Origin of the sequence: Caballeronia ptereochthonis, from assembly GCF_001545075.1 — a bacterium.
Taxonomy (GTDB): Bacteria; Pseudomonadota; Gammaproteobacteria; order Burkholderiales; family Burkholderiaceae; genus Caballeronia; species Caballeronia ptereochthonis.
The window spans coordinates 40,826-67,617 of record NZ_FCOB02000038.1; the positions used below are offsets into that span (position 1 = coordinate 40,826).

At 63.2% G+C, this 26,792-nt stretch carries 34 protein-coding genes and 1 tRNA gene; 34 read left to right on the forward strand and 1 reads right to left on the reverse strand.

The window, feature by feature from the left end:
• Window positions 1–20 precede the first annotated feature (20 nt).
• The 27 genes from AWB83_RS30060 (at window position 21) to tatC (ending at window position 20,107) form a co-directional block, all read left to right on the forward strand.
• Window positions 21–827: a thiazole synthase gene (locus AWB83_RS30060; RefSeq protein ID WP_087049273.1), complete on the forward strand. Its 807-nt coding sequence runs from the start codon at window positions 21–23 to the stop codon at window positions 825–827.
• Window positions 824–1,909 (forward strand): thiamine phosphate synthase, encoded by a 1,086-nt coding sequence (gene thiE, locus AWB83_RS30065; RefSeq protein ID WP_087049274.1) that lies wholly within the window; start codon window positions 824–826, stop codon window positions 1,907–1,909. Before AWB83_RS30060 ends, thiE begins: the two co-directional genes overlap by 4 nt.
• 97 nt (window positions 1,910–2,006) lie before the next feature.
• A complete protein-coding gene (locus AWB83_RS30070) occupies window positions 2,007–2,822 on the forward strand; it encodes an ABC transporter ATP-binding protein (RefSeq protein WP_087049275.1) in 816 nt (271 codons plus the stop codon).
• Entirely contained in the window at window positions 2,819–3,586 is a 768-nt protein-coding gene (gene mlaE / locus AWB83_RS30075; protein WP_087049276.1) for a lipid asymmetry maintenance ABC transporter permease subunit MlaE, read from the forward strand. Before AWB83_RS30070 ends, mlaE begins: the two co-directional genes overlap by 4 nt.
• Window positions 3,587–3,679: 93 nt before the next feature.
• Entirely contained in the window at window positions 3,680–4,252 is a 573-nt protein-coding gene (mlaD, locus tag AWB83_RS30080; protein ID WP_087049277.1) for an outer membrane lipid asymmetry maintenance protein MlaD, read from the forward strand.
• A gap of 10 nt (window positions 4,253–4,262) precedes the next feature.
• A complete protein-coding gene (locus AWB83_RS30085; protein WP_087049304.1) occupies window positions 4,263–5,201 on the forward strand; it encodes an MlaA family lipoprotein in 939 nt (312 codons plus the stop codon).
• A 124-nt stretch (window positions 5,202–5,325) separates the two neighbouring features.
• Window positions 5,326–5,955, forward strand: coding sequence for an MlaC/ttg2D family ABC transporter substrate-binding protein (locus tag AWB83_RS30090; RefSeq protein ID WP_087049278.1), 630 nt, complete (start codon window positions 5,326–5,328; stop codon window positions 5,953–5,955).
• Window positions 5,952–6,239 (forward strand): STAS domain-containing protein, encoded by a 288-nt coding sequence (locus AWB83_RS30095; protein ID WP_087049279.1) that lies wholly within the window; start codon window positions 5,952–5,954, stop codon window positions 6,237–6,239. The genes AWB83_RS30090 and AWB83_RS30095 overlap by 4 nt, the downstream gene beginning before the upstream one ends.
• Before the next feature lie 200 nt (window positions 6,240–6,439).
• Entirely contained in the window at window positions 6,440–7,366 is a 927-nt protein-coding gene (locus tag AWB83_RS30100) for an ABC transporter ATP-binding protein (protein WP_087049280.1), read from the forward strand.
• Window positions 7,363–8,118, forward strand: a complete 756-nt coding sequence (locus AWB83_RS30105; RefSeq protein WP_087049281.1) for an ABC transporter permease — start codon at window positions 7,363–7,365, stop codon at window positions 8,116–8,118. Before AWB83_RS30100 ends, AWB83_RS30105 begins: the two co-directional genes overlap by 4 nt.
• 15 nt (window positions 8,119–8,133) lie before the next feature.
• Window positions 8,134–8,373: a BolA family protein gene (locus AWB83_RS30110; RefSeq protein ID WP_087049282.1), complete on the forward strand. Its 240-nt coding sequence runs from the start codon at window positions 8,134–8,136 to the stop codon at window positions 8,371–8,373.
• Window positions 8,374–8,529: 156 nt separating this feature from the next.
• The gene (gene murA / locus AWB83_RS30115) at window positions 8,530–9,801 is read left to right on the forward strand and encodes a UDP-N-acetylglucosamine 1-carboxyvinyltransferase (RefSeq protein ID WP_087049305.1); all 1,272 of its coding nucleotides are present in this window, start codon (window positions 8,530–8,532) and stop codon (window positions 9,799–9,801) included.
• A complete protein-coding gene (gene hisG / locus AWB83_RS30120; protein WP_087049283.1) occupies window positions 9,798–10,490 on the forward strand; it encodes an ATP phosphoribosyltransferase in 693 nt (230 codons plus the stop codon). The genes murA and hisG overlap by 4 nt, the downstream gene beginning before the upstream one ends.
• A gap of 44 nt (window positions 10,491–10,534) precedes the next feature.
• The gene (gene hisD / locus AWB83_RS30125; protein WP_087049284.1) at window positions 10,535–11,857 is read left to right on the forward strand and encodes a histidinol dehydrogenase; all 1,323 of its coding nucleotides are present in this window, start codon (window positions 10,535–10,537) and stop codon (window positions 11,855–11,857) included.
• A 74-nt stretch (window positions 11,858–11,931) separates the two neighbouring features.
• A complete protein-coding gene (gene hisC / locus AWB83_RS30130) occupies window positions 11,932–13,005 on the forward strand; it encodes a histidinol-phosphate transaminase (RefSeq protein ID WP_087049285.1) in 1,074 nt (357 codons plus the stop codon).
• A gap of 32 nt (window positions 13,006–13,037) precedes the next feature.
• Complete coding sequence (gene hisB / locus AWB83_RS30135; RefSeq protein WP_087049286.1) at window positions 13,038–13,625, forward strand: imidazoleglycerol-phosphate dehydratase HisB; 588 nt, start codon at window positions 13,038–13,040, stop codon at window positions 13,623–13,625.
• A gap of 63 nt (window positions 13,626–13,688) precedes the next feature.
• Complete coding sequence (locus AWB83_RS30140; protein ID WP_087049287.1) at window positions 13,689–14,309, forward strand: YchE family NAAT transporter; 621 nt, start codon at window positions 13,689–13,691, stop codon at window positions 14,307–14,309.
• Window positions 14,306–14,947, forward strand: a complete 642-nt coding sequence (gene hisH / locus AWB83_RS30145) for an imidazole glycerol phosphate synthase subunit HisH (protein WP_087049288.1) — start codon at window positions 14,306–14,308, stop codon at window positions 14,945–14,947. Before AWB83_RS30140 ends, hisH begins: the two co-directional genes overlap by 4 nt.
• Window positions 14,948–15,096: 149 nt before the next feature.
• Window positions 15,097–15,849: a 1-(5-phosphoribosyl)-5-[(5-phosphoribosylamino)methylideneamino]imidazole-4-carboxamide isomerase gene (gene hisA, locus AWB83_RS30150; protein ID WP_087049289.1), complete on the forward strand. Its 753-nt coding sequence runs from the start codon at window positions 15,097–15,099 to the stop codon at window positions 15,847–15,849.
• Between the two features lie 93 nt (window positions 15,850–15,942).
• Window positions 15,943–16,716 carry an imidazole glycerol phosphate synthase subunit HisF gene (gene hisF / locus AWB83_RS30155; RefSeq protein ID WP_087049290.1) on the forward strand — a complete coding sequence of 258 codons (774 nt, stop codon included), beginning with the start codon at window positions 15,943–15,945 and terminating at the stop codon, window positions 16,714–16,716.
• A gap of 3 nt (window positions 16,717–16,719) precedes the next feature.
• Window positions 16,720–17,136, forward strand: coding sequence for a phosphoribosyl-AMP cyclohydrolase (gene hisI / locus AWB83_RS30160; protein WP_244197927.1), 417 nt, complete (start codon window positions 16,720–16,722; stop codon window positions 17,134–17,136).
• Window positions 17,133–17,501, forward strand: a complete 369-nt coding sequence (locus AWB83_RS30165; protein ID WP_087049291.1) for a phosphoribosyl-ATP diphosphatase — start codon at window positions 17,133–17,135, stop codon at window positions 17,499–17,501. Before hisI ends, AWB83_RS30165 begins: the two co-directional genes overlap by 4 nt.
• A 33-nt stretch (window positions 17,502–17,534) precedes the next feature.
• On the forward strand, window positions 17,535–17,927 hold the full coding sequence (locus tag AWB83_RS30170; protein ID WP_087049292.1) for a DUF4870 family protein: 393 nt from the start codon (window positions 17,535–17,537) through the stop codon (window positions 17,925–17,927).
• Between the two features lie 45 nt (window positions 17,928–17,972).
• A complete protein-coding gene (locus AWB83_RS30175; RefSeq protein WP_087049293.1) occupies window positions 17,973–18,335 on the forward strand; it encodes a histidine triad nucleotide-binding protein in 363 nt (120 codons plus the stop codon).
• A gap of 155 nt (window positions 18,336–18,490) precedes the next feature.
• Window positions 18,491–18,727 (forward strand): Sec-independent protein translocase subunit TatA, encoded by a 237-nt coding sequence (gene tatA, locus AWB83_RS30180; RefSeq protein ID WP_035506614.1) that lies wholly within the window; start codon window positions 18,491–18,493, stop codon window positions 18,725–18,727.
• A 36-nt stretch (window positions 18,728–18,763) separates the two neighbouring features.
• Window positions 18,764–19,291, forward strand: a complete 528-nt coding sequence (tatB, locus tag AWB83_RS30185) for a Sec-independent protein translocase protein TatB (protein ID WP_087049294.1) — start codon at window positions 18,764–18,766, stop codon at window positions 19,289–19,291.
• A 39-nt stretch (window positions 19,292–19,330) separates the two neighbouring features.
• Window positions 19,331–20,107 carry a twin-arginine translocase subunit TatC gene (tatC, locus tag AWB83_RS30190; protein WP_087049295.1) on the forward strand — a complete coding sequence of 259 codons (777 nt, stop codon included), beginning with the start codon at window positions 19,331–19,333 and terminating at the stop codon, window positions 20,105–20,107.
• A gap of 107 nt (window positions 20,108–20,214) precedes the next feature.
• On the opposite strand, the gene AWB83_RS30195 is transcribed toward tatC, so the two are convergent.
• Complete coding sequence (locus tag AWB83_RS30195; RefSeq protein WP_087049296.1) at window positions 20,215–21,441, reverse strand: S1C family serine protease; 1,227 nt, start codon at window positions 21,439–21,441, stop codon at window positions 20,215–20,217.
• A 20-nt stretch (window positions 21,442–21,461) separates the two neighbouring features.
• Between AWB83_RS30195 and AWB83_RS30200 the strand changes: the two genes are divergently transcribed.
• From AWB83_RS30200 to AWB83_RS30230, 7 genes are all read left to right on the forward strand, one after another.
• Window positions 21,462–22,208, forward strand: coding sequence for a Nif3-like dinuclear metal center hexameric protein (locus tag AWB83_RS30200; RefSeq protein ID WP_087049297.1), 747 nt, complete (start codon window positions 21,462–21,464; stop codon window positions 22,206–22,208).
• Window positions 22,209–22,427: 219 nt separating this feature from the next.
• The gene (petA, locus tag AWB83_RS30205; protein WP_087049298.1) at window positions 22,428–23,048 is read left to right on the forward strand and encodes a ubiquinol-cytochrome c reductase iron-sulfur subunit; all 621 of its coding nucleotides are present in this window, start codon (window positions 22,428–22,430) and stop codon (window positions 23,046–23,048) included.
• Complete coding sequence (locus tag AWB83_RS30210) at window positions 23,049–24,431, forward strand: cytochrome b (RefSeq protein ID WP_087049299.1); 1,383 nt, start codon at window positions 23,049–23,051, stop codon at window positions 24,429–24,431.
• Window positions 24,432–24,454: 23 nt separating this feature from the next.
• Window positions 24,455–25,210: a cytochrome c1 gene (locus AWB83_RS30215; protein ID WP_087049300.1), complete on the forward strand. Its 756-nt coding sequence runs from the start codon at window positions 24,455–24,457 to the stop codon at window positions 25,208–25,210.
• 94 nt (window positions 25,211–25,304) lie between these two features.
• Window positions 25,305–25,916, forward strand: coding sequence for a glutathione S-transferase N-terminal domain-containing protein (locus tag AWB83_RS30220; protein ID WP_008344155.1), 612 nt, complete (start codon window positions 25,305–25,307; stop codon window positions 25,914–25,916).
• Between the two features lie 64 nt (window positions 25,917–25,980).
• Complete coding sequence (locus AWB83_RS30225) at window positions 25,981–26,490, forward strand: ClpXP protease specificity-enhancing factor (RefSeq protein ID WP_087049307.1); 510 nt, start codon at window positions 25,981–25,983, stop codon at window positions 26,488–26,490.
• 18 nt (window positions 26,491–26,508) lie between these two features.
• A tRNA-Thr gene (locus AWB83_RS30230) sits at window positions 26,509–26,584 on the forward strand.
• The last annotated feature ends 208 nt before the right edge of the window (window positions 26,585–26,792 follow it).

The following is a 26,792-nucleotide window of genomic DNA, read 5'->3' on the forward strand; positions in this document are numbered from 1 at the left end:
CGAACTCGAAGGATCGAACCATGACCACATTAACCGCGGACGCCCTCACGCTCTACGGCCAGGCGTTCCCGAGCCGCGTGCTGCTCGGCACGTCGCGCTATCCGTCGCTGCAATCGCTTTCCGACTCCATCGACGCCGCTCGGCCAGGCATGGTCACCGTCGCGCTGCGCCGCCAGTCGGAGACGGGCGAAGCCGGCTTCTTCGACGTGCTCAAGCGCCACGGCGTCGCGCTGCTGCCGAATACCGCGGGCTGCCAGAGCGTCGACGAAGTGCTGACGACCGCCTGCATGGCGCGCGAGGTGTTCGAGACGCCGTGGATCAAGCTCGAGCTGATCGGCGACGACTACACGCTCCAGCCCGACCCGATCGGGCTGGTCGAAGCGGCGGCGAAGCTGATCCGCGACGGCTTCAAGGTGCTGCCGTATTGCACCGAGGATCTCGTGATCGGCCGGCGCCTGCTCGACGCCGGCTGCGAGGCGCTGATGCCGTGGGGCGCGCCGATCGGCACCGGCAAGGGTGTGACCAATCCCTACGGGCTGCGCACGCTGCGCGAGCGTCTGCCGGACGTGCCGCTGATCGTCGATGCGGGTCTTGGCGTGCCGTCGCACGCGTGCCAGGTGATGGAATGGGGCTTCGACGGCGTGCTACTCAACACCGCGGTGTCGCAGGCGACTTTCCCGCCGCAGATGGCGCGGGCGTTCGCGCTCGGCGTCGAAGCCGGGCGCACGGCGTTTCTCGCCGGGCCGATGGCCGAGCGGGACAGCGCACAGGCGAGCACGCCGGTCGTCGGCATGCCGTTCTGGCATCAGGACGGAGGTGCGGCGTGAGCTTGCTGAATCGCGAAGTATTCTGGCCGCCCGCGGACGAACTGGTCGAAGTCGCCGAGCGGATTCGCGCGCGTCTGGGCGAGTGGCCCGCGGCCGAAACGCGCTGGCGCATCTGCCTGACCGCGCCGGAATCGCCGAAGGCTGGCGATCTGATCGTCTTCACCGAGCCGCACGACGCGGACACGGAGCGGCTCGCGAGCGGCGGCGCGGCCGTGCTGGAAGCGCACGGCGCTCGCGTGACACTGCGGCGGGGCGACGAGCGTTTCGCGCTGGAAGGTCAATGGTCGGATGATTGGCTGGCCGCACTCGCCGCTTTCCTCGACTGCAACTTCGAGCCGCACGACGCGCTGGTGCTTGCGCTCGCGTGGCGCGCGGGCGACGAAAACAAGGACGATGCCTGGCCCGTCGATTTTGCGACCTTCCCGCGTGTGACCGACTTGCCGCCGGCGCCCGACGGCGGATTCCAGTCGTGCCCGGACCGGCTCGGTCTTTATCCGGTGCTGCCGAGCGCCGAATGGATCGAGCGTGTGCTCGATCTCGGCGTACGCACGGCGCAACTGCGCCGCAAGACGAACGACGTCGCCGGTCTGCCGCGCGAAATCGCACGTTCGGTCGACGCGGGGCGGCGGCACGACGCGCAGCTTTTCATCAACGATCACTGGCGCGAGGCGATCGCGGCGGGCGCGTACGGCGTTCATCTCGGCCAGGAAGACGTGCAGACGGCGGACTTGAGCGCGATCGCGCGCGCCGGCCTGCGCCTCGGCCTGTCGACGCACGGGTATTACGAAATGTTGCGCGCGCTGCACTTCGGGCCCAGCTATCTGGCGCTGGGCGCGGTGTTCCCGACCACGACGAAAGTCATGCCGACCCGGCCGCAGGGCCTCGCGCGGCTCGCGCGCTACGTGCAATTGCTGTCGGGGCGCGTGCCGCTCGTCGCGATTGGCGGAATCGACGCGCAAGCGCTGCCCGGCGTGCTCGCGACAGGCGTCGGCAGTGCCGCCGTCGTGCGCGCGGTGACCGAGGCGCCGGACACGGCGTCGGCGGTCTCGGCTCTGCAACAAATGTTTTCAGGTCAATGTTGAAAAGTCGGAAAAACAAGGGGGTCCAGGCCTAGGCAAAGCACCGATTGCGCGCAGGCCCTATAATTCGGCCTCTTGCGTCAACGGAATCTCTTACCCAGTGCCTGCTTCTTCCGAGACTCTGCTGGAGCTACGCGACGTCGACTTCGGCTACGGCGACCAGCTCGTTCTGTCGAACCTGAACATGCGTTTCACGCGTGGGCAGGTGGTCGCGGTCATGGGCGGCTCCGGCTGCGGCAAGACCACGACCTTGCGCCTGATCGGCGGCCTCGTGAAGGCGAGCCGCGGTCAGGTGCTGTTTAACGGGCAGGATGTCGGCGCGCAGACGCGCGAGGGCCTTTATGCCCTGCGCCGCAAGATGGGCATGCTGTTCCAGTTCGGCGCGCTCTTCACCGACCAGACCGTGTTCGAGAACGTGGCGTTTCCGCTGCGCGAGCACACCGATCTGCCCGAAGAGCTCATCCGGAATCTCGTGCTGATGAAGCTGAACGCGGTCGGCCTGCGCGGCGCGCGCGATCTCGCGCCGTCGGAGATTTCCGGCGGCATGGCGCGCCGCGTCGCGCTTGCCCGCGCGATCGCGCTCGATCCCCAATTGATGATGTACGACGAGCCGTTTGCCGGCCTCGATCCCATCTCCCTCGGCATCACGGCGCAACTGATCCGCACGATCAACGACGCGCTCGGCGCAACCTCCATTCTCGTCACGCACGACGTGCCCGAATCGTTCGCGATCGCGGACTACGTGTATTTCATCGCGAATGGCGGCATTCACGCCGAGGGCACGCCGGCGCAACTGCGCGCATCACAGGATCCGACCGTGCGCCAGTTCATCGACGGCACGCCGGATGGCCCCTTCAAGTTCCACTATGCGAGCACGCCGCTCGCCGCGGATTTCGGCATCGGAGGGCAGGCATGATCAGCGCGCTCGGACGCTGGGTGCTCGACGGGTTCGGCACCGCCGGCTACGCGACGCGCATGTTCATGCGCCTCGTGCTCGAATTCTTCCCCCTGTTGCGCCGCCCGCGTCTTGTCACGAAGCAGATCCACTTCGTCGGCAATTATTCGCTTGTCATCATCGCGGTGTCGGGTCTGTTCGTCGGCTTCGTGCTCGGCTTGCAGGGCTATTACACATTGAGCCGCTACGGCTCGGAACAGGCTCTGGGCCTGCTGGTCGCGCTGTCGCTCGTGCGCGAGCTCGGCCCGGTGGTCACCGCGCTGCTCTTCGCGGGGCGCGCGGGCACGTCGCTGACCGCGGAAATCGGCCTGATGAAAGCCGGCGAGCAGCTCACGGCGATGGAAATGATGGCCGTCGACCCGCTGAAAGTGGTCGTCGCGCCGCGCATGTGGGCGGGCATCATCGCCATGCCGGTACTGGCGGCCATTTTCAGCGCCGTCGGCATCATCGGCGGCTATATCGTCGGCGTGGAGCTGATCGGCGTCGATCCGGGCGCGTTCTGGTCGCAGATGCAAGGCGGCGTGGACGTCTGGCGCGACGTCGGCAACGGTGTCATCAAGAGCGTGGTGTTCGGTTTCGCGGTGACGTTCATCGCGTTGTTCCAGGGCTACGAAGCGAGGCCGACGCCGGAAGGCGTGTCGCGCGCGACGACGAAAACCGTCGTGTACGCGTCGCTCGCTGTGCTCGGGCTCGATTTCCTGCTGACCGCACTGATGTTCAGCTAATGGACCAGGCGCAGGCGCCGGATCCGGCGCGGGCGTCGTGAACGGCACAGCCCGTCACGCGCAATCTGCGAAAAGATTCTCTTTGGGAAGACGATGAAAAAGACTGCTCTCGACTTTTGGGTCGGCCTCTTCGTGGTGCTCGGTTTCGTGGCGCTGCTCTTTCTTGCGCTGAAGGCGGGCAACATGAGCTCCCTGTCGTTCCAGCAAACCTACGCGGTGAAACTCAAGTTCGACAACATCGGCGGACTGAAGGCGCGCGCGCCCGTCAAGAGCGCGGGCGTGACCGTGGGGCGCGTCGGCAGCATTGGCTTTGACGAGAACACGTACCAGGCCGTCGTCACGATCGATATCGACAAGCAGTATCAGTTTCCGAAGGATTCGTCCGCGAAGATCCTGACTTCGGGTCTGCTCGGCGAGCAGTACATCGGCCTCGAGCCGGGCGGCGACGATCAGATGCTCAAGGACGGCGACACCATCACGATGACGCAATCGGCCGTGGTGCTCGAAAACCTGATCGGCCAGTTCCTTTACAACAAGGCGGCGGATTCCGGCGCCTCGAAACCAGCGGCGGCGGCAGCGCCCGCACCGGCTTTCCCGGGCGCGGCGAGCGCGATGGGGGCATCGAGTGCCGCGGGGGCGAATGCCGCCTCGGGCGCGGCTCAATAAGGAGAAGAACATGCAGGCCAAGGGGATGCGGCGCGCAATCACGATCGCATGCGTAGTGGCGCTCGCAGGTTGCGCGACGGTGACGACGCCGACCAAGGGTGATCCCTTCGAGAGCTACAACCGCACGATGTTCACGATCAACGACAAGATCGATCAATACGCGTTGAAGCCGGTGGCGAAGGGTTATGTCTTTGTGGTGCCGGAGCCGGTGCGCAACAGCGTGACCAACTTCTTCTCGAATATCGGCGACGTCTACATTGCCGCCAACAATCTGCTGCAGCTGAAGATCGCGGACGGCGTGTCGGACATCATGCGCGTGGCGATCAACACGGTGTTCGGCGTCGGCGGTCTGTTCGACGTCGCGACCATCGCGAAGCTGCCGAAGCACGCCGGGGATTTCGGCCTGACGCTCGGCCACTATGGCGTGCCGTCCGGCCCGTATGTCGTGCTGCCGCTGCTCGGACCGAGCACCGTGCGCGACACGAGCGGCCTCGTGGTCGACTATTTCGGCAATCCGCTGACCTACGTGAGCCCGGATTCGGTGAGCTGGGCGCTCTACGGCGTGAATCTCATCAATACGCGTGCGAATCTGCTGGGCGCGAGCGACGTGCTCGCCGACGCCGCGCTCGACAAGTATTCGTTCGTGCGTAACGCGTACCTGCAGCGCCGTCAGTATCTGATCTCCGGCGGCGACGGCAACATGCCCGATTATGGCGAAGCGCCGTTGCCGAACTACGGCGAGGAAGGCGCGGCCGCTGCGGAAGGCGCATCGGCGACAGCGGCTCCGGCCGTGCCGGCGGTACCGGCGTCCACTGCGGAAGGCGCCGCGCCCGCTTCGGGCGCCGCGGCCGCACCCGCACCGGCGAGCGGCTCGGCCAACACCGTACCGGGCAACCAGTACGTTCCGCCGCGCGCACCGCCCGGATTCCCTTCATTCCGCTTGCGTTGAGCGGGGTTTCGCTAACGCGCGGTAACATATCTAACGACATTTCTTACGCTTTGGAACACGCTCCGCCTGAACTCGATTCGGTCGGAGCGCTCAAACCGAAGCCTCTATTTCTGCAGGGTTTGCGATGAAAAAACTATTTCTTCTTCCCCTCTTTGCCATGTTCGTGGCGTTCTGCGGCACGGCGTCGGCACAGGCCGTCGACACGAACTCGCCCGACCAGATGATCAAGACGATCACGCAACAAGTCCTCGACGAGATCAAGTCCGACACGAAGATTCAATCGGGCGACATCCAGAAGATCACCGAGCTCGTCAATCAGAAGATCCTTCCGTACACCGATTTCACGCGCACGACCCGCCTCGTGATGGGCCGCAACTGGAACTCGGCGACGCCGGAGCAGCAGAAGCAGATCGTCGAGCAGTTCAAGATGCTCCTGATCCGCACGTACTCGGGGGCGCTGGCGCAAGTGCGCAACCAGACGGTTCAGTACAAGCCGTTCCGCGCTTCGCCGGACGATACCGACGTCGTGGTCCGCTCGGTCGTGATGAACAACGGCCAGCCGGTGGAGCTCGACTATCGCCTGTACAAGACGCCGCAGGGCTGGCGCGTCTACGACATCAACGTGCTCGGCGCATGGCTGATCCAGGCGTATCAGCAGCAGTTCAACGAGCAGATTTCTCAGAACGGCGTGAGCGGCCTGCTGCAGTTCCTCACGCAGCGCAACCAGCAGCTCGCGAGCGGCAAGGCATCGTGAGCACGCAGGCCTCGGGTGGCCGTTTCCAGACGGCCGCATCCCTGACCCACGAGAGCGCGAAGGTCGCGCTCGACGCGGGTTTGTCGCGCATCGCAGCGGGCGCGACCGAAGTCGATTGCGCACCGCTTACGCAGTTCGATTCATCCGCGCTCGCCGTGCTGCTGGCATGGGAGCGCGCCGCGTCCGCGCGGGGCGCCTCGCTGGATGTCGTCAACCTTCCTTCCGGGCTCGCGAGTCTCGCGCGAGCCTACGGCGTCGATACGCTCCTCTCTTTCCGACAGTGATCCTGCACTGACTCCGCGCAGGCGCGGCGGCATGGTTGCCGCCGCAATCAGGATCGCTCCGAAGTCGGCTCCAGCCGCTTTGCCCTATAATCAAGCGTTTTTTCGGGCCCGAACCCGGCCCTTTTTGTTTGAGCCCGGGTCCGTCAAGCGAAACTCTCCGCACAATCGAGGCGCGGCCGCGTGAGGCGCGCGCACTGTCCATGTCAGCCATAGAAATCCGAAACGTCCGGAAGCGCTATAAGGAGCTTCAGGCGCTCAAGGGCGTGAGCCTCACGGTGGAAGAGGGCGAGTTCTTCGGCTTGCTCGGCCCGAACGGTGCAGGCAAGACCACGTTGATCAGCATTCTGGCCGGCCTTGCGCGTGCCGATAGCGGTACGATCTCCGTGCGCGGGCATGATGTCGTCAGCGACTTCCGGGCGGCGCGCCGTTCGCTCGGCGTCGTACCGCAGGAACTGGTGTTCGATCCGTTCTTCACCGTGCGCGAATCGCTGCGGATCCAGTCGGGCTATTTCGGCTTGCGCAATAACGACGACTGGATCGACGAGGTGATGGCCAACCTCGATCTCACCGAGAAAGCCGACGTCAACACGCGGGCGCTCTCGGGCGGGATGAAGCGCCGCGTGCTCGTCGCGCAGGCGCTCGTGCACCGGCCGCCCGTGATCGTGCTCGACGAGCCCACCGCGGGCGTCGACGTCGAACTGCGCCAGACGCTCTGGAAGTTCATCTCGCGCCTGAATCGCGAAGGCCACACGATCGTGCTCACGACGCACTATCTGGAAGAAGCCGAATCGCTGTGCGACCGGCTCGCGATGCTCCGCCGCGGCGAAGTGGTCGCGCTCGAGCGCACGAGCACGCTGCTGCAGCGCTTCTCCGGCATGCAGTTGTATCTGCGTCTGTCGAACGGTGCGTTGCCCGCCGACCTGCGTCCGCTCGAAGTCGATCCGCAAGCGGTGCTGGGCGCGCAGCATCTGCTGCGTCTCGCGAGCTACGACGACGTCGAGCCGATCCTCGCGAAGTGTCGCGCAGCCGGCTGCACGTTCGATGAAATCGAAGTGCGCAAGGCCGATCTCGAAGACGTGTTCGTGCAGGTGATGAACGAGCCGGAAGTGGTCGAGGGGCTTTCATGAGCGGTTTCCAGACGTTGTTCTACAAGGAGCTGCTGCGCTTCTGGAAGGTCTCGTTTCAGACCGTGCTTGCGCCGGTGGTGACGGCGCTGCTGTATCTGACCATCTTCGGTCATGCGCTCTCCGGGCGTGTGCAGGTTTATCCGGGCGTCGGCTACACGAGCTTCCTCGTGCCCGGCCTCGTGATGATGAGCGTGCTGCAGAACGCATTCGCGAACAGTTCTTCGTCGCTGATTCAGTCGAAGATCACGGGCAATCTGGTGTTCGTGCTCCTGCCGCCGATCGCGCATTGGGAAATGTTCTTTGCGTACGTGCTGGCATCGGTCGTGCGCGGATTGTGCGTCGGCTTCGGCGTGTTCATCGTGACGATATGGTTCATCCCGATGTCTTTTTCCGCGCCGTTCTACATCATTGCGTTCGCGATACTCGGTTCCGGCATTCTCGGCACGCTCGGCCTGATCGCGGGAATCTGGGCCGACAAGTTCGATCAACTGGCCGCGTTCCAGAACTTCCTGATCATGCCGCTCACGTTTCTTTCCGGCGTGTTCTACTCGACGCATACGCTGCCGCCCGTATGGCGCGCGGTGTCGCATCTGAATCCGTTCTTCTACATGATCGACGGCTTTCGCTACGGCTTCTTCGGCCTGTCCGACGTCAATCCGCTGGTGAGCCTCGGCATCGTCGGCGGATTCCTGGCCGTGCTGGCGTTGATCGCGGTGCGGTTGCTCGCGAGCGGCTACAAGCTGCGTCACTAATTCAAGGAGACTTCCATGTTGCCGACTCCGGAGCAGGTGAAGGACTACATCGCTGGCGGCCTGGCTTGCCAGCATCTCGAAGTGGAAGGCGACGGCCAGCACTTTTTCGCGACCATCGTGAGCGATGCGTTCGTCGGCAAGCGGCTGATCGCGCGTCATCAACTGGTTTATGCGGCGCTCGGCGAGCGCATGCGCGAGGAGATTCATGCACTCAGCATGAAGACCCTCACCCCCGACGAGTGGAAATCGGCCTGAGTCCACCCGGCGAAGCCAATCAGGTCATACGACTTATCTCAAGCAACACCCGGCATCACCGGCAGACATAGGCAGTAGAGAGTGCGAATCATCAAAGACAATCGCGGCGTCGAAAGCGGCTCCGCAGCAGGAAGCTCGGTCGAAGGACACGTCATCATGGATAAACTGGTCATCACGGGGGGCACAAAGCTCTCCGGCGAAATCACCGTATCGGGCGCCAAGAACGCGGCTCTGCCCATTCTTTGCGCAAGCCTTCTCACCGCGGACGACGTCCATCTGTCGAACGTTCCGAATCTTCAGGACGTGCGCACCACGCTCAAGCTGCTGCGCCAGATGGGCGTGCAGTCTGAAGTGACGGGCGACGGCCGCGTGAGCCTCAATGCATCGAAGGTCGACAATCTCGTCGCGCCGTACGAACTGGTCAAGACGATGCGCGCGTCGATTCTCGTGCTCGGGCCGCTCGTCGCGCGCTTCGGCGAGGCGAGGGTGTCGCTGCCGGGCGGCTGCGCGATCGGCGCGCGACCGGTCGATCAGCACATCAAGGGCTTGCAGGCGATGGGCGCCGAGATCAACATCGAGCACGGCTTCATCGAGGCGCGCGCGAAGCGTCTCAAGGGCGCGCGCATCATCACCGACATGATCACCGTCACCGGCACGGAGAACCTGCTGATGGCGGCGGTGCTGGCCGATGGCGAGACCGTCATCGAGAACGCGGCGCGCGAGCCGGAAGTGAGCGACCTCGCGCATCTGCTCGTGAAGATGGGCGCGAAGATCGACGGCATCGGCACGGACCGGCTCGTGATTCAGGGCGTCGAGAAGCTGCACGGCGCGAAGCACGACGTCGTGCCGGACCGCATCGAAGCCGGCACGTTCCTGTGCGCGGTCGCGGCGGCGGGCGGCGATGTCACGCTGCGTCGCGTGAGCTCGCATCTTCTGGATGCGGTCACGGCCAAGCTGCGCGAAGCGGGCGTGACGATCGAGGAAGGCGACGACTGGATGCGCGTGTGCATGGCTAAGCGCCCCGACGCGGTGAACATCCGCACGTCCGAATACCCCGCGTTCCCGACGGATATGCAGGCGCAGTTCATGGCGCTCAACGCGATCGCGAACGGCACCTCGCAAGTGGTCGAGACGATCTTCGAGAACCGCTTCATGCACGTGCAGGAACTGAACCGTCTGGGCGCGAGCATCACGATCGACGGCAACACGGCGCTCGTCGCCGGGGTCGAGAAGCTCTCCGGCGCGAAGGTCATGGCGACCGACCTGCGTGCGTCCGCCAGCCTCGTGATCGCGGCGATGTGCGCCGACGGCGAGACGCTGATCGACCGCATCTACCATCTGGATCGCGGCTACGACCGCATGGAATCGAAGCTGACGGCCGTGGGTGCGAACGTGCGCCGCATCAAGGGCAGCGGGAGCGAGCAATGAGTTCGCTGCCGCAGACGTCGTCGTCGGTGGAACCGAGCGCGCCGCTCACGCTCGCACTCTCGAAAGGGCGTATCTTCGAAGAAACGCTGCCGCTGCTCGCCGCCGCCGGCGTGCAGGTGGCGGAAGATCCCGAAAGCTCGCGCAAGCTCATTCTTCCGACCACCAATCCGAATCTGCGCGTGATCATCGTGCGCGCGACCGATGTGCCTACTTATGTCGAATACGGCGCGGCGGACTTCGGCGTGGCGGGCAAGGACGTGCTGATCGAGCACGGCGGCAGCGGTCTGTATCAGCCGATCGATCTGGACATCGCGCGCTGCCGCATGTCGGTGGCGGTCAAGGCGGGGTTCGATTATGCGAACGCGGTGCGCCAGGGTGCGCGCCTGCGCGTCGCGACGAAGTACACGGAGACCGCCCGTCAGCATTTCGCAGCGAAGGGCGTGCACGTCGATCTGATCAAGCTGTACGGCTCGATGGAACTCGCGCCGCTCGTCGGCCTGGCGGACGCGATCGTCGACCTGGTCAGCTCGGGCGGTACGCTCAGGGCGAACAATCTGGTCGAGGTGGAGGAAATCATGCAGATTTCGTCGCGCCTCGTCGTGAATCAGGCGGCGCTCAAGCTGAAGCGCGCGGCGCTCAAGCCGTTCCTCGAGGCCTTCGAGCGCGCCACGGCCGGTACGGGAAATTAGGGGAGCCGCACGCCGCGGCGCCCCAAGCAAAACGGAAAACCAGCATGTCCATCAAGATTCGCAAACTCGATTCCAGCACCGATGGTTTTCAGCGGGCGCTGCGCGCGGTCCTCGCATTCGAAGCGAGCGAGGACGAAGCGATCGAGCGCTCGGTCGCGCAGATTCTCGCGGATGTCAAAGCGCGCGGCGACGAGGCCGTGCTCGAATACACGAACAAGTTCGATCGCCTGAAGGCGGACAGCGTCGCGGCGCTCGAACTGCCGCAGTCCGAAATGGAAGCCGCGCTCGAAGGGCTCGAACCCAAGCGCCGCGCAGCACTCGAAGCGGCGGCGGCGCGCGTGCGCGGCTATCACGAAAAGCAGCGCATCGAATGCGGCAGCCATAGCTGGCAATACACCGAAGCCGACGGCACCGTGCTCGGCCAGAAGGTGACGCCGCTCGATCGCGCGGGCATCTACGTGCCGGGCGGCAAGGCGGCGTATCCGTCGTCGGTGCTGATGAACGCGATTCCGGCGCGCGTCGCGGGCGTGAAGGAAATCGTGATGGTCGTGCCGACGCCGGACGGCGTGAAAAATCCGCTCGTGCTCGCGGCGGCGCTGCTCGGCGGCGTGGACCGCGTGTTTACGATCGGCGGCGCACAGGCGGTCGGCGCGCTCGCATACGGCACGGACACGATTCCGGCCGTCGACAAGATTTGCGGCCCGGGCAACGCGTATGTCGCGTCGGCGAAGCGTCGCGTGTTCGGCACGGTCGGCATCGACATGATCGCCGGGCCTTCCGAGATTCTCGTCATCTGCGACGCCACCACGGACCCCCGCTGGGTCGTGATGGACCTCTTCTCGCAAGCCGAGCACGACGAACTCGCGCAATCCATCCTGCTGTGCCCGGACGATGCGTTCATTCAGCGCGTGGAAGATGCGATCGTCGAGCTGCTGCCCGCGATGCCGCGCCGCGAAGTCATCCAGCGCTCGCTCGAGGATCGTGGCGCGCTCATCAAGGTGAAGGACATGGCCGAAGCATGCGCGATCGCCAACGACATCGCGCCCGAGCACCTGGAGATTTCCGCGCTCGATCCGCATCAATGGGCCGCGCAAATCCACAACGCGGGCGCGATGTTCCTCGGCCGCTACACGAGCGAAAGCCTCGGCGACTACTGCGCAGGCCCGAACCACGTCCTGCCGACTTCGCGCACGGCGCGTTTCTCGTCGCCGCTCGGCGTGTACGATTTCATGAAGCGCTCGAGCGTGATCGAAGTGAGCGCGGACGGCGCGCAGACGCTCGGCGAGATCGCGGCCGAGCTGGCGTACGGCGAAGGCTTGCAGGCGCATGCACGCAGCGCGGAATACCGGATGAAGAACGTCGGCTGATCCTGGCCGGCCCGAGACTGAACGAGGCGGCCTGAGAGCCGCCGTTTGTCCGGCGAGAGAGACGCCGGGAAATCATGACCACAGCACAAGACATCATTCGTCCCGACGTCCTCGCGATGACGAGCTATCCCGTGCCCGATTCCACGGGCCTGATCAAGCTCGACGCGATGGAGAATCCCTACACCTTGCCTCCCGATCTCGCGCAACGCCTGGGCGAACATCTCGCCGGCGTCGCGTTGAACCGCTATCCGGCGCCGCGTCCCGCCGAACTGCTCGCGAAGATCAAGCGCACGATGCGGGTGCCCGCGGCCTGCGACGTGCTGCTCGGCAACGGCTCGGACGAGCTGATCAGCATGATGTCGGTCGCGTGCTCGAAGCCGGGCGCGAAGGTGGTGGCGCCGGTGCCGGGATTCGTCATGTATCAGATGTCCGCGGTGTTCGCGCACCTCGAGTTCATCGGCGTGCCGTTGAAGGCGGACTTCACGCTCGACGCCGATGCGCTGATCGCCGCGATCGACGAACATGCGCCGGCGCTCGTGTATCTCGCGTACCCGAACAATCCGACCGGCACGCTCTACGACGCCGCCGACATGGAGCGCGTGATCGCGGCGGCGAGCGAGAGTCTCGTCGTGATCGACGAGGCCTATCAGCCGTTCGCCGAGAAGAGCTGGATGCCGCGCGCAGCCGACTTCGACAACGTCGTCGTGATGCGCACCGTCTCCAAGCTCGGTCTCGCGGGGATTCGACTCGGCTACATGGCGGGTCGCCCCGAGTGGATCATGCAGTTCGACAAGGTGCGCCCGCCTTACAACATCAACGTTCTGACGCAGGCAACCGCCGATTTCCTGCTCGATCATCTCGACGTGCTCGACGCCCAGGCCGCCGATTTGCGTGCTCAGCGCGCCGCGCTCGCGCGCGAAGTCGCCGCGCTGCCCGGGATGACGGTGTTCCCGAGCGCGGGCAACTTCCTGCTCGTGCGCGTGCCGGATGCGGCCGTTGCTTTCGAAACCCTTCTGACTTCGCGGGTTTTGATCAAAAACGTGGGTAAAATGCACCCATTGCTGGCCAATTGCGTGCGTTTGACGGTCGGAACGGCCGAAGAGAACGCGCACATGGTCGCGGCGCTGAAAAAGCTCGCACTGAACTGAACCCCACAACGATCAAGTCTCAAGGAATCACCATGCGCATTGCGGAAGTCGTTCGCAACACCAGCGAAACGCAGATCCGTGTGAAGCTCGATCTGGATGGCACCGGCAAGCAGAAGCTCGCCACCGGCGTCCCGTTCCTCGATCACATGCTCGACCAGATTGCCCGTCACGGGCTCATCGATCTCGACATCGAAGCGCATGGCGACCTCCATATCGACGATCACCATACCGTCGAAGACACCGGCATCACGCTCGGGCAGGCGGTGGCGAAGGCCATCGGCGAGCGCAAGGGCATTCGCCGCTACGGGCACTCGTACGTGCCGCTGGACGAGGCGCTCTCGCGCGTCGTCATCGATTTTTCCGGGCGTCCCGGTCTCGAATTCCACGTGCCGTTCACGCGCGCGCGCATCGGCACGTTCGACGTCGATCTCACCATCGAATTCTTCCGCGGATTCGTGAATCACGCGGGCGTGACGCTGCATATCGACAATCTGCGCGGCATCAACGCGCACCACCAGGTCGAAACCGTGTTCAAGGCGTTCGGCCGCGCGCTGCGCATGGCCGTCGAAGTCGACGAGCGCGCGGCAGGGCAGGTTCCCTCCACCAAAGGAAGCCTCTGATCGACCGACGCCGGTTCGGCGCATGACCGAAACCAGCGCGTCGCGCACGGATGGCAGCCCGCGATGGATCTGTTCAAATCGTTCATATCGTTGCTCGCGCTGATCAATCCGGTCGGCGCGATACCGTTTTTTCTCAGCCTGACCGCGCAGCAATCCGATACGGAAAAGCGCAACACGATTCGCGTCGCGTCCATTTCGGTGTTCTGCGTGATCGCGGTGACGGCGCTGCTCGGCCAGCAGATCATCGCGTTCTTCGGCATTTCGGTCGGGTCGTTCGAAGTGGGCGGCGGAATCATCATGCTGCTCATGGCGATCAGCATGTTGAACGCGCAGATCGGCAACGCGCGCTCGACGCCGGAAGAGCGCATGGAAGCGGAGGAGCGCAACAGCGTCGCGGTCGTGCCGCTCGCGATTCCGCTGCTCACCGGCCCCGGCTCGATCAGCACCGTGATCGTCTATGCTGCCAGTGCGCAGCACTGGTACGACCGCTTCGGGCTCGTCGTGCTGGGCGCGATCATCGCGGGGCTGTGCTTCGGTGCGCTGAATCTCGCCGAGCCGATCGCGCGCTGGGTCGGGCGCACGGGAATCAATATCGGCACGCGTCTCATGGGTTTGATGTTGTCCGCGTTGGCGGTGGAGTTCATCGTCAACGGGTTGAAGGCCTTGATGCCATCTTTGAAATGAAAACTTCGATTGCGATTGTTGATTACGGAATGGGCAACCTGCGCTCGGTGTACCAGGCGCTGAAAAAGGCTGCTCCCGAGGCGGATGTGGCGATCGTGGATCAGCCCGAAGGCATTCGCACGGCGGATCGCGTGGTGCTGCCCGGTCAGGGCGCCATGCGCGACTGCATGGCGCATCTTGCCGAATCGGGCCTGCAGGAAGCGGTGATGCAGGCGGCGCGCGAGAAGCCGATGCTCGGCGTGTGCGTCGGCGAGCAGATGCTCTTCGACTGGAGCGAGGAAGGCGACACGAAGGGCCTGGGCCTCTTGCCGGGCAAGGTCGTGCGCTTCCGGCTCGAGGGCCTGCTGCAGGACGACGGCTCGCGCTTCAAGGTGCCGCAGATGGGCTGGAACCGCGTCCGTCAGACGCTGCAGCACCCGATCTGGGACGGCATCGCGGATGGCGCGTTTTTTTACTTCGTGCACAGCTATTACGTCGTGCCGGACAATCCGGCCCATACGTCGGGCGAAACGGTGTACGGCGATGCGTTCACGTCGGCGGTGGCACGCGACAACATCTTCGCGACCCAATTTCACCCCGAGAAGAGCGCCGACGCCGGATTGCGCCTGTACCGCAATTTCGTGCACTGGAACCCGTGAAACGGCGCGCACGCTAGCGTTTTCGCCTATCACGACGTGCGCATGACCGTTGCAAGACTTGTACTACACTAGCGAGACGGCTCGCGGAAAGGCACCAGACCACGCGCGCGCCGTTTTGATCAACTTCACCCAGAAAATACGCGATACCTATGCTGCTCATTCCGGCCATCGATCTTAAGGACGGTCAGTGCGTGCGCCTCAAGCAGGGCGATATGGACCAGGCGACCATTTTTTCAGAAGATCCGGCAGCAATGGCCCGACATTGGGTCGATCGCGGCGCGCGGCGGCTGCATCTCGTCGATCTGAACGGGGCATTCGCGGGCAAGCCGAGGAACGGCGACGCCATCCGCGCAATCGTCGATGAAGTGGGGGGCGAGATTCCCGTGCAACTGGGCGGCGGCATTCGCGACCTGGAAACCATCGAGCGCTATCTGGACGACGGCCTCGCGTACGTGATCATCGGCACGGCGGCGGTGAAGAATCCCGGTTTTCTGCAGGACGCGTGCACGGCGTTCGCGGGACATATCATCGTCGGGCTGGACGCGAAGGACGGCAAGGTGGCCACCGACGGCTGGAGCAAGCTGACCGGCCATGAAGTCGTGGACCTCGGCCGCAAGTTCGAGGACTACGGCTGCGAGTCGATCATCTACACCGACATCGGCCGCGACGGCATGCTTCAGGGCATCAACATCGACGCGACCGTGCGCCTCGCGCAGGCGGTGAAGATTCCGGTGATCGCGAGCGGCGGGCTGTCGAGCATCGCGGATATCGAATCGCTTTGCGAAGTCGAGGGCGAAGGCATCGAAGGCGTCATCTGCGGCCGCGCGATCTACTCCGGCGACCTCGATTTCCAATCCGCCCAGACGCGCGCCGACGCGCTGCGCGAAGCGGACGGCGCCTAAGCTCCTGGTTTTTCGCTCTTGCGCGAGCATCCTGAAGCAAGCCGGGCGGCGTGTGCCGCCCTCACTTCGTATCGAACCGGCAGTGGCAAGAACATGGCTCTCGCAAAACGCATCATTCCCTGTCTCGACGTGACCGCGGGCCGCGTCGTCAAAGGGGTCAACTTCGTCGAACTGCGCGACGCGGGCGACCCCGTCGAAATCGCGCGGCGTTACGACGATCAGGGCGCCGACGAACTCACGTTCCTCGACATCACCGCGACCTCCGATCAGCGCGATCTCATCCTGCCGATCATCGAGGCGGTCGCATCGCAGGTGTTCATTCCGCTGACCGTCGGCGGCGGCGTACGCGCGGTCGAAGACGTGCGCCGCCTGCTCAACGCGGGCGCGGACAAGATCAGCATGAATTCGTCGGCGGTCGCCAATCCGCAGCTCGTGCGCGACGCGTCGGACAAGCACGGCTCGCAGTGCATCGTCGTCGCGATCGACGCGAAGCGCGTTTCCGCGGATGGCGAAGCGCCGCGCTGGGAAGTTTTCACGCATGGCGGGCGCAAGGCGACGGGCATCGACGCGATCGAATGGGCGCGCAAGATGGCCGAGTTCGGCGCGGGTGAGATCCTGCTGACGAGCATGGATCGTGACGGCACCAAATCCGGCTTCGATCTCGCGTTGACACGCGCCGTGTCGGACGCGGTGCCGGTGCCGGTGATCGCGTCGGGCGGCGTCGGGTCGCTGCAGCATCTGGCGGACGGCATCGTCGAGGGGCACGCGGACGCCGTGCTCGCCGCGAGCATCTTCCACTACGGCGAGCACACGGTCGGCGAGGCCAAGCGCTTCATGGCCGATCAGGGCATTTCGGTGAGGACGTAAGCTGTGAGCGACGAGTTGAACACATCGGCGACCTGGCTCGACAAGGTTAAGTGGGACGCGAACGGCCTCGTGCCGGTGATCGCGCAGGAAGCCTCGACCAACGACGTGTTGATGTTCGCGTGGATGAACCGCGAGGCGCTCGCGAAGACCATCGAACTGAAGCGCGCAGTGTATTTCTCGCGTTCGCGCCAGCGCCTGTGGTTCAAGGGCGAGGAATCGGGGCACGTTCAGCACGTCCACGACGTGCGCCTCGACTGCGACGAGGACGTCGTGCTGCTCAAGGTCGAGCAGGTGTCGGGCATCGCGTGCCACACCGGCCGCCATTCCTGTTTTTTCCACAAATTCGAAGGCACGGCGGAGAACGGCGAGTGGATCGCTGTCGAGCCGGTCCTGAAAGACCCAGAAAGCATCTACAAATGACGCAAGTCAACACGCTCGACACGCTGCTGCGCCTCGCCTCCGTCATCGACAGCCGCAAGGGCGGCGATCCGGAACAATCCTACGTTTCCCGACTCTTTCATAAAGGTGACGACGCGGTCCTGAAAAAGATCGGGGAAGAGGCGACTGAGGTCGTGCTCGCAGCGAAAGACGCGCGCCACGGCGGCGCGCCCAAGGCGCTCGTCAGTGAAGTCGCCGATTTATGGTTTCATTGTCTCGTGATGCTGTCGCACTTCGACCTGAGCCCTGCCGAGGTCATCGCGGAACTGGAGCGGCGCGAAGGCTTGTCGGGAATCGAGGAAAAAGCGCTGCGTAAATCGCGCGAGCGCGAGCAGAACGGCGGCTGACGAGCAGCTCGCTTCAAGCCAAGGAGGGCAAGCATGAACCGGCCTTACGAACCATACCCGCCGCCTGTGATTCAGAATTCGACCGACCCGGAGCGTCTGCGCAGCCTGCGCACGTTCACGCATGTTCTATACGCCTTGTACGCCGTTTACTGGCTGACGGGCGGACTGACCGGCCTGGTCGCGATCATCCTCAACTACATCAAGCGCGGCGATGCCGTCGGCACGCCGTATGAGGATCACTTCACCTGGCAGATCCGCACGTTCTGGTGGGCGGTGCTGGGCCACGTGATCGGCTTCGCGCTGCTCTGGGTCGGCGTCGGCTTCCTGATTCTCGGTGCGGTCAGCATCTGGACGCTCTATCGCATCATCAAGGGCTGGCTGTTCCTCTACGAAAACAAGACGATCGAACCGCGCGCGTGGTTCTGATCCAGGCGTGGCTATCAGGCCCGGCAACGAGAGACACGGAATTTCATGAGTCAAGACAACTGCATTTTCTGCAAGATCGCCTCTGGGCAGCTTCCGAGCACGAAGATCTACGAAGACGACGAGTTCGTCGCCTTCAACGACATCAATCCGGCTGCGCCCGTGCACGTGCTGGTGATTCCGCGCAAGCATATCGAGACGCTTTCGCACTGCACAGAAAGTGACACTCCGCTGCTTGGTAGAATGGTGAGTCTCGTCGGACGTTTGGCGAAAGATCTGGGCGTGTCCTACACGGGAGGCGATACGGGCTTTCGCACGGTAATCAATACCGGTCCGGGCGGCGGGCAGGAGGTGTATCACATCCACGCGCATTTGCTGGCCGGCGAGCGTCCTTGGCGCCGGATGGGCTGATGCCGCAATCTTTGTGGTCATTCTCCTTTCCAATGAAATATTGGGCGAGCAAAATCGATAGTTGACAGTTGAGGTGATCTGTCTCGACTCAGGCCGCAAGGCCGAACTTCCGCACCCACATTCAATCGGGGCGGAATCACGGAGAGTTTTCATTCATGGGTTCGTTAAGCATTTGGCATTGGTTGATCGTTCTGCTGATCGTGGCGCTCGTTTTCGGTACGAAGAAACTGCGTAATATCGGCGGCGATCTGGGCGGCGCGGTTAAAGGTTTCAAGGAAGGCATGCGCGAAGGCGAAACGCCGGCAAATTCGACCGATCAGCGCGAACTGCCGCGCAACGGCGCGGTGGACGTCGAAGCGAAGGACAAGTCCCGCTCGGGCGATTACCGTTAATCCGGCCGCAGACCGCAACCATCCACTTCTCGTTCCATGCTCGATCTCGGTCTGACCAAAATGGCGGTCATCGGCGTCGTGGCGCTGGTGGTCCTCGGGCCGGAGCGCCTGCCCGGCGTCGCGCGTACGGCGGGGGCGCTCTTCGGGCGTGCGCAGCGCTACATCAACGACGTCAAGTCGGAAGTGGCGCGCGAGATGGAGCTCGATGAGCTGAAGAAGATGCGCACCGAGTTCGAAAGCGCGGCATCGAACGTCGAGTCGTCGATTCACGACACCCTGCGCCGCCACGAGTCTGAACTGAACGATGCGTGGAACCAGGGCACGTCGGTCGCGCCGAGCATTGCCGGCGGGGTGGCCGAATCGGCGGACAGCGCCGCATCCGACAAGCCGTGGGACAGCGCGCCGGCGCCGCGCCCCAAACGCAAGAACTGGCGCGTCAAGCAGAGCGCGGTTCCCAACTGGTACAAGCGCACGACCGCGCAGCGCACGCGGGTTCAATCGGGTGCGGCGCGCGTCGCTCGCCATACGCCCGCCACCTTGCGCCGGCCGACGAAGTTTTTCTGAGAGCCGCACTTCCATCGATGATTCCTACCGAGGGCCGGCGTGAGCGACCCGCAACACACTAAAGAAGAGCCCGTCGAAGAGACGTTCATTTCGCATCTGGTCGAATTGCGCGACCGGATCATCCGTGCGGGCGCTTCGGTCATCGTGGTGTTCATCGCGCTGGTGTACTGGGCGCCGGACATCTTCAAGCTGCTGGCGCGTCCGCTGATGCAGAACCTGCCGCGCGACGGCAAGATGATCGTGACGGACGTCACCGGCTCGTTCTTCGTGCCGATGAAGGTGACGATGCTCGTCGCTCTCGTGATCGCGCTGCCGATCGTGCTGTATCAGATCTGGGCGTTCGTCGCGCCTGGCTTGTATCAGCACGAAAAGAAGCTCGTCGCGCCGCTCGTCTTCAGCAGCTACACGCTCTTCCTGTGCGGCATGGCGTTCGCCTACTTCGTCGTGTTCCCGACGATCTTCCGCGTGATGGCGCATTACAACGCGCCGCTCGGCGCGGAAATGACGACGGATATCGACAATTACCTGAGCTTCGTCCTGACCATGTTCATCGCGTTCGGGGTGACGTTCGAGGTGCCGATCGTCGTCGTGCTGCTCGCCCGCATGGGCGTGGTGTCGATCCAGAAGCTCAAGCAGATCCGGCCGTATGTGATCGTCGGCGCGTTCGTCATTTCGGCGGTCGTCACGCCACCCGACGTCTTCTCGCAGCTGATTCTCGCGATCCCGCTCGTCATTCTTTATGAGGCGGGCATCATCGCGGCGCGGTTGACGATCGGCAAGGAAGGGGTCAAGAGCGAGGAAGCGGCGGCAAAGTAGGTGCGGCCTATTGTCGCGTCCGCGAGTCGGAAAACGGCGAATCTCAAATACAAAAAAGGCAGCTTCGATCACTCGAAGCTGCCTTTTTGCTTCACGGACACCGTGCCTTATTCGTCGCCCTGGTCACCCTGATCGCCTTGGTCTTCATCCGGCATCTGCGGCGCGCGCGGCGGCGCCGGACGCTTGCCGATCATCACGTTGACGTCCAGCTCCTTGTTCTTGCGCATCAGGTGAACCTTCACCGACGTGCCCGGCTTGATCTGCGCGACGACGTTGAGAAGGCGGGTCGTGTCGGTGATGGTGTCGTCGTCGATGGACACCAGGATGTCGCCCGGCTTGATGCCCGCCTTGTCCGCCGGGCCGCCCTGCAGCACGCCCGCGACGATCGCGCCGGACTTCTGATCCAGCCCGAACGATTCGGCGATCTCCGGCGTCACGTCCTGCGGCTCGACGCCGATCCAGCCGCGTGTCACGGTGCCCGTCGTGATGATGCTTTCCAGCACGCTGCGCGCCGTCGACACGGGAATGGCGAAACCGATGCCGAGCGAGCCGCCGCTTCGTGAATAAATCGCCGTGTTGATGCCGAGCAGATTGCCGTTCACGTCCACCAGCGCACCGCCCGAGTTGCCGGGATTGATGGCCGCATCGGTCTGAATGAAGTTCTCGAACGTGTTGATGCCGAGGTGATTGCGCCCGAGCGCGCTCACGATGCCCATCGTGACCGTCTGGCCTACGCCGAACGGATTGCCGATCGCGAGCACGACGTCGCCGACGCGCGTCTGGTCCATCCGGCCGAGCGTGATGCTCGGGAGGTTGGTCATGTTGATTTTCAGCACGGCGAGGTCGGTTTCCGGATCGACGCCGATCACTTTCGCGCTCGACGTGCGACCATCGGCCAGGGCGACCTCGATTTGATCCGCCCCGTCGACGACATGCTGGTTCGTTAGAATGTAACCTTCCGAGCTGACGATGACGCCGGAGCCGAGATTCGACGCGGGCGGCTCGTCGCTCTTGCGCTTGTTCTTGTCGCCGAAGAAGTAGCGGAACAGTGGGTCTTTCGCACGCGGGTCGGGCGGCAGGTTGCCGTCCTTGCTGGAGAAGACGTTCACGACCGCGGGCATGGCCTTCTGCGCGCCTTCGGCATATGACGACTGAAGCGGGCGCGAGCCGATGCTCGGCGCCACTTCCCGCAGCGCGACGATCGGCTCGGCAAGCTGCTTGCCGAATTGTCCCTGACGTTGAAGCCACTGCGGTTTCAAGGTCGCGATGATGAACATCAGGGCCAAAAGCACGGTGACCGCTTGGGCAAAAAATAGCCAGAAGCGTCTAAGCATTTGAAGGGATAGAGGATTTCATGGATCGGATCGAACTCGAATTGTATCTGAACAATCTGCTGGAAATCGGCCGCTTCAAGGACTATTGCCCGAACGGTCTGCAGGTTGAAGGCGCGCGCCGCGTTCAGAAGATCGCGACGGGCGTGACCGCCTCGCTGGCGTTTCTGGAAGCCGCGCTCGAATGGGGCGCGGACACCGTGCTCGTGCATCACGGCTACTTCTGGCGCAACGAGACGCCGCAGATCACGGGACGCAAGCATGGACGTTTGCGCACGCTGATCGCCAATGACATCAACCTCTTTGCATATCATCTTCCGCTCGATTCGCATCCGGAACTAGGCAATAACGCGCAGATTGGCGCGCGGCTCGGCCTGATCGCGGATGGTCGTTTCGCCGATCAGGATCTCGGCTGGGTCGCGACGCTCGGGATGCCACTTTCGCTCGCGCATTTCAGCGCAGTGGTCGAGAATGCGCTCGGACGCAAGCCGCTCGTCTTCGGCGATTCGGACAAGGAGTTGCGGCGTGTGGCATGGTGCACGGGCGGCGCGCAAGGCTACTTCGACGAAGCCATCGCGGCCGGCGCGGACGTGTATCTGAGCGGCGAAGTCTCCGAGCAGACGATGCATATCGCCGCGGAATCCGGCGTGGCGTACGTCGGGGCCGGCCACCACGCGACGGAGCGCTACGGCGTGCAGGCGGTGGGCACGCACCTGTCCGAGCAGTTCGATATCGAGCATCTTTTTATCGATATCGATAATCCGGTTTAATGCGTCTTCAAGCCGGTTCGGCGATTATCTGTGCTTGCAGTTGCCTTAAATGAATGCTTCATGAGATTGCGCGGAAAACGTGGGGGAAAACCCTGAAGCATCAATCACTTCGAGTGATTTTTGCTAGCGAGGCCTTGTAAATGCCAACTCCATTCGCGCACACTAGCGGCGGAACAACTGATGTGACGGTATAAATCCAACTCAGAAGTGGGGCGTGTGATGCGAGACAAGGATGAAAAACGCGTCGACGGCGGTCGCCGTACCTGGCTGATTGCGACGACCGCAGCAGGTGGTTTCGGAGCTGTGGCAACCGTAGTTCCTTTCGTGGGTTCGTTTGCTCCATCGGAGAAGGCCAAGGCGGCGGGCGCGCCCGTCGAGGTCGATATCAGCGGACTCAAGCCGGGCGAAATGATGACCGTCGCCTGGCGCGGGAAGCCGGTGTGGATCGTGAACCGCACCGATGAAATGCTGGCCGACGTCAAGAAGGCCGACAACGAAGTGGCGGACCCGAAGTCCAAGATGGAATTCACGATGCCGTTGCCGGAGTACTGCAACAACGAGTATCGCTCGCGTGCCGACCACAAGAACATCTTCGTGGCCGTTGCCGTGTGCACGCATCTGGGCTGCACGCCGACGCCGCGTTTCCAGGAAGGTCCCCAACCCAATCTCCCCGATAACTGGCCGGGTGGCTTCCTCTGCCCGTGCCACGGCTCGACCTACGACATGGCGGGCCGCGTCTTCAAGAACAAGCCTGCGCCGCAGAACCTGGACGTGCCGCCATACATGTTCACATCCGCGACGCAACTCGTGATCGGCAAGGACGAAAAGGGAGAGGCTTAAATGGCTAGCGCAGAAAAGGAAGTAGAGACAACGGGCCTGACCGGTTGGATCGATCGCCGGTTTCCGCTGACCTCGACCTGGAAGAAACACGTTTCCGAATACTACGCACCGAAGAACTTCAACTTCTGGTACTTCTTCGGCTCGCTCGCATTGCTGGTACTGGTCAACCAGATCGTCACCGGCATCTTCCTGACGATGAACTACAAGCCCGACGCGACGCTCGCGTTCGCATCGGTCGAGTACATCATGCGCGAGGTGCCGTGGGGCTGGCTGATCCGCTACATGCACTCGACGGGCGCGTCGATGTTCTTCGTGGTCGTGTATCTGCACATGTTCCGCGGGCTGATGTACGGCTCGTATCGCAAGCCGCGCGAGCTCGTGTGGATTTTCGGTTGCGCAATTTTCCTGTGCCTCATGGCCGAAGCGTTCTTCGGCTATCTGCTGCCGTGGGGGCAGATGTCGTTCTGGGGCGCGCAGGTGATCGTGAACCTGTTCTCGGCGATTCCCTTCATCGGCCCGGACCTGTCGCTGTGGATTCGCGGCGACTATGTCGTGTCCGACGTCACGCTGAACCGCTTTTTCGCATTCCACGTGATCGCCATTCCGCTGGTGCTGATCGGTCTCGTGGTCGCGCACCTGGTCGCGCTGCACGAAGTCGGCTCGAACAATCCGGACGGCGTCGAGATCAAGGCGAAGAAGGACGCGAACGGCATTCCGCTCGACGGCATTCCGTTCCATCCGTACTACTCGGTGCACGACTTCATGGGCGTGTGCGTGTTCCTGCTGATCTTCGCGGCGATCATCTTCTTCGCGCCGGAAATGGGCGGCTACTTCCTCGAAGCGAACAACTTCGTGCCGGCCAATCCGCTGCAGACGCCGTCGGAAATCGCGCCGGTGTGGTACTTCACCGCGTTCTACGCGATGCTTCGCGCCACCACCGATCCGTTCAAGATCGTGCTGATGATCGTGATCGCCGTGCTCGGCTTGCTCGCCCTGCTGCGCGCGCGCGGCAAGTGGCGTCTCGGCTTGCCGGTGCTCGCCGTCCTCGTGCTGATTTTCATGGCGCTGACGGAATCGAAGTTCTGGGGCGTGGTGGTGATGGGAACGGCGGTGGTCTCCCTGTTCTTCCTGCCGTGGCTGGACCGCAGTCCGGTCAAGTCGATCCGCTACCGACCGCTGTTTCACAAGGTCTTCTATGCGATTTTCGTGTTCGCGTTCCTGATGCTCGGCTTCCTGGGCACGCGGCCACCGTCGCCGGCCGCGACGCTGATCGCGCAGGTCTGCGCGCTGATCTACTTCGCGTTCTTCCTCGGCATGCCTTTCTGGACGCCGCGCGGCAAATTCAAGACGCCGCCTGAGCGAGTGCATTACAAACCTCACTGAGCTCAAGTCCGGAGACAAATACGATGAAAAAATGGCTCTCTACAATAGCGATGATCGGCGCGACGCTGCTCGCGTTCGGCGCGGCGCCGGCGTTTGCGCAGGAAGAGGCGGTGCTCGATCGGGCGCCCGATAGCACGGACAATCTCGCGTCCTTGCAGCACGGCGCCCAAATCTTTGTAAACTACTGCCTGAACTGCCACAGCGCGAACCTGATGCGGTACAACAGGCTGAGCGATCTCGGCATCACCGAAAAGCAGATTCAGGAAAATCTGCTGTTCACGACGGACAAGGTCGGCAACACGATGTCGATCGCCATGCGCCCGGAAGACGCGAAAGCGTGGTTCGGCGCGTCGCCGCCGGATTTGTCGGTGGAGGCGCGGGCGCGCGGCAAGGACTGGCTCTATACGTACTTGCGGAGTTTCTACCGTGATCCGACGCGGCCGACCGGCTGGAACAACCGCGTCTACGACAACGTCGGCATGCCGCACGTGCTGTGGACGCTTCAGGGCATCCGGGATGCAAAATTCGAGACGGATACGGACGAAAAGACCGGCGAAAAGGTAAGAAGATTCGTGGGTTACACTCAGGTAACGCCTGGTGCCATGTCATCCGTGGATTATGATTCTGCTGTGGCCGATCTCGTTTCGTACATGTCGTGGATGTCGGAACCCGCGCAGCAGACGCGCAAGCGGCTCGGCGTCTGGGTTCTGCTGTTCCTGGCGCTCTTGAGTTTCCTCGCGTGGCGCCTGAACGCGGCATACTGGAAAGATATCAAATAGCGCGCCTTCGACGGCGTGGGTCGGCGCGACGGCACTTTCCGCGGGGGAAGCGCCGCGGCCGGCCCTTCGAGTTTACTGAAGGAACTTTAAAAACATGATGGTTCTGTATTCCGGCACTACTTGCCCGTTCTCCCAGCGCTGCCGGCTGGTGTTGTTCGAAAAGGGCATGGATTTCGAGATTCGCGACGTCGATCTGTTCAACAAGCCGGAAGACATCGCGGTGATGAACCCATACGGCCAGGTGCCGATCCTCGTCGAGCGCGACCTGATCCTGTACGAGTCGAATATCATCAACGAATATATCGACGAGCGGTTTCCGCATCCGCAGCTCATGCCGGCGGATCCGGTGCAGCGCGCTCGCGCGCGCCTGTTCCTGCTGAACTTCGAGAAGGAGCTGTTCGTGCACGTCGGCACGCTCGAGAACGAGAAGGGCAAGGCCGCGGAGAAGAACCACGAGAAGGCGCGCAGCGCGATCCGCGATCGCCTCACGCAACTCGCGCCGATCTTCCTGAAGAACAAGTACATGCTGGGCGAGGAGTTTTCGATGCTCGACGTCGCGATCGCGCCTCTGCTGTGGCGTCTGGATCACTACGGCATCGAGTTGTCGAAGAATGCTGCACCGTTGATGAAGTACGCCGAGCGGATTTTCAGCCGCCCGGCTTATATTGAAGCGCTGACGCCTTCCGAAAAGGTGATGCGTCGATAGTTTGAGTGCGTTGGGACGCGGCGGCGCGGGTTTCGCGCGGCTGCGCTCCGGCAGAGGAAAGTTGATGCAAGAGATTTCCACCAAGCCGTATTTGTTGCGCGCGCTGTACGAGTGGTGCACGGACAATGGATTCACGCCGCACATCGCCGTGCGGGTCGATGCCGCCACGCGCGTGCCGCGGCAGTTCGTGCGCAACGACGAGATCGTGTTGAACATCAGTTTCGAGGCGACGAGCCAGCTGCAGATGGGCAACGAGTGGATCGAGTTCAGCGCGCGATTTTCCGGCAAGTCGCACAAGATCGAAGTGCAGGTTGCGAACGTGCTCGCCATTTACGCACGAGAGAACGGGCAGGGGATGGCATTTCCGGTCGAGCCTTCGGCCCATTCCAGCTCGGAGCCGGCAAGCGCTCCCGTCGTGTCGCGACCGGTCGAGCGCGACACGCGACAGGTCCAGGAACCTGCGAGCGAACGCGCGGGTTCAGCTGCGGCTTCGTCGCACGACGAGCCTCAAGCCGGAGCCGATGACGACGCGGCGAAATCGCCCGCGCGGTCTCACCTCAAAGTCGTTAAATGAAGTAGAATCTCGTCCTTCGCCGGCTTAGCTCATCTGGTAGAGCAGTTGATTTGTAATCATCAGGTGGCGGGTTCGAGTCCTGCAGCCGGCACCAAGACTTACGTCGACGGGTCGTGCGATGTTTGCACGACCCGTTTGCTTTAAGTCGAACAGCTGAAGTCAGGCTGGGTCAATAAGAAAAGCTTCAAAAACTTGTTGACAGATTCAGAAACGTTCTTCATAATTTCGTTTCTCTGCTGCTGATGCAGCGACGCAAGACGGCGGTAAGGTGGTAGCGGTCTTGCGATGTGCTCTTTAAAAAC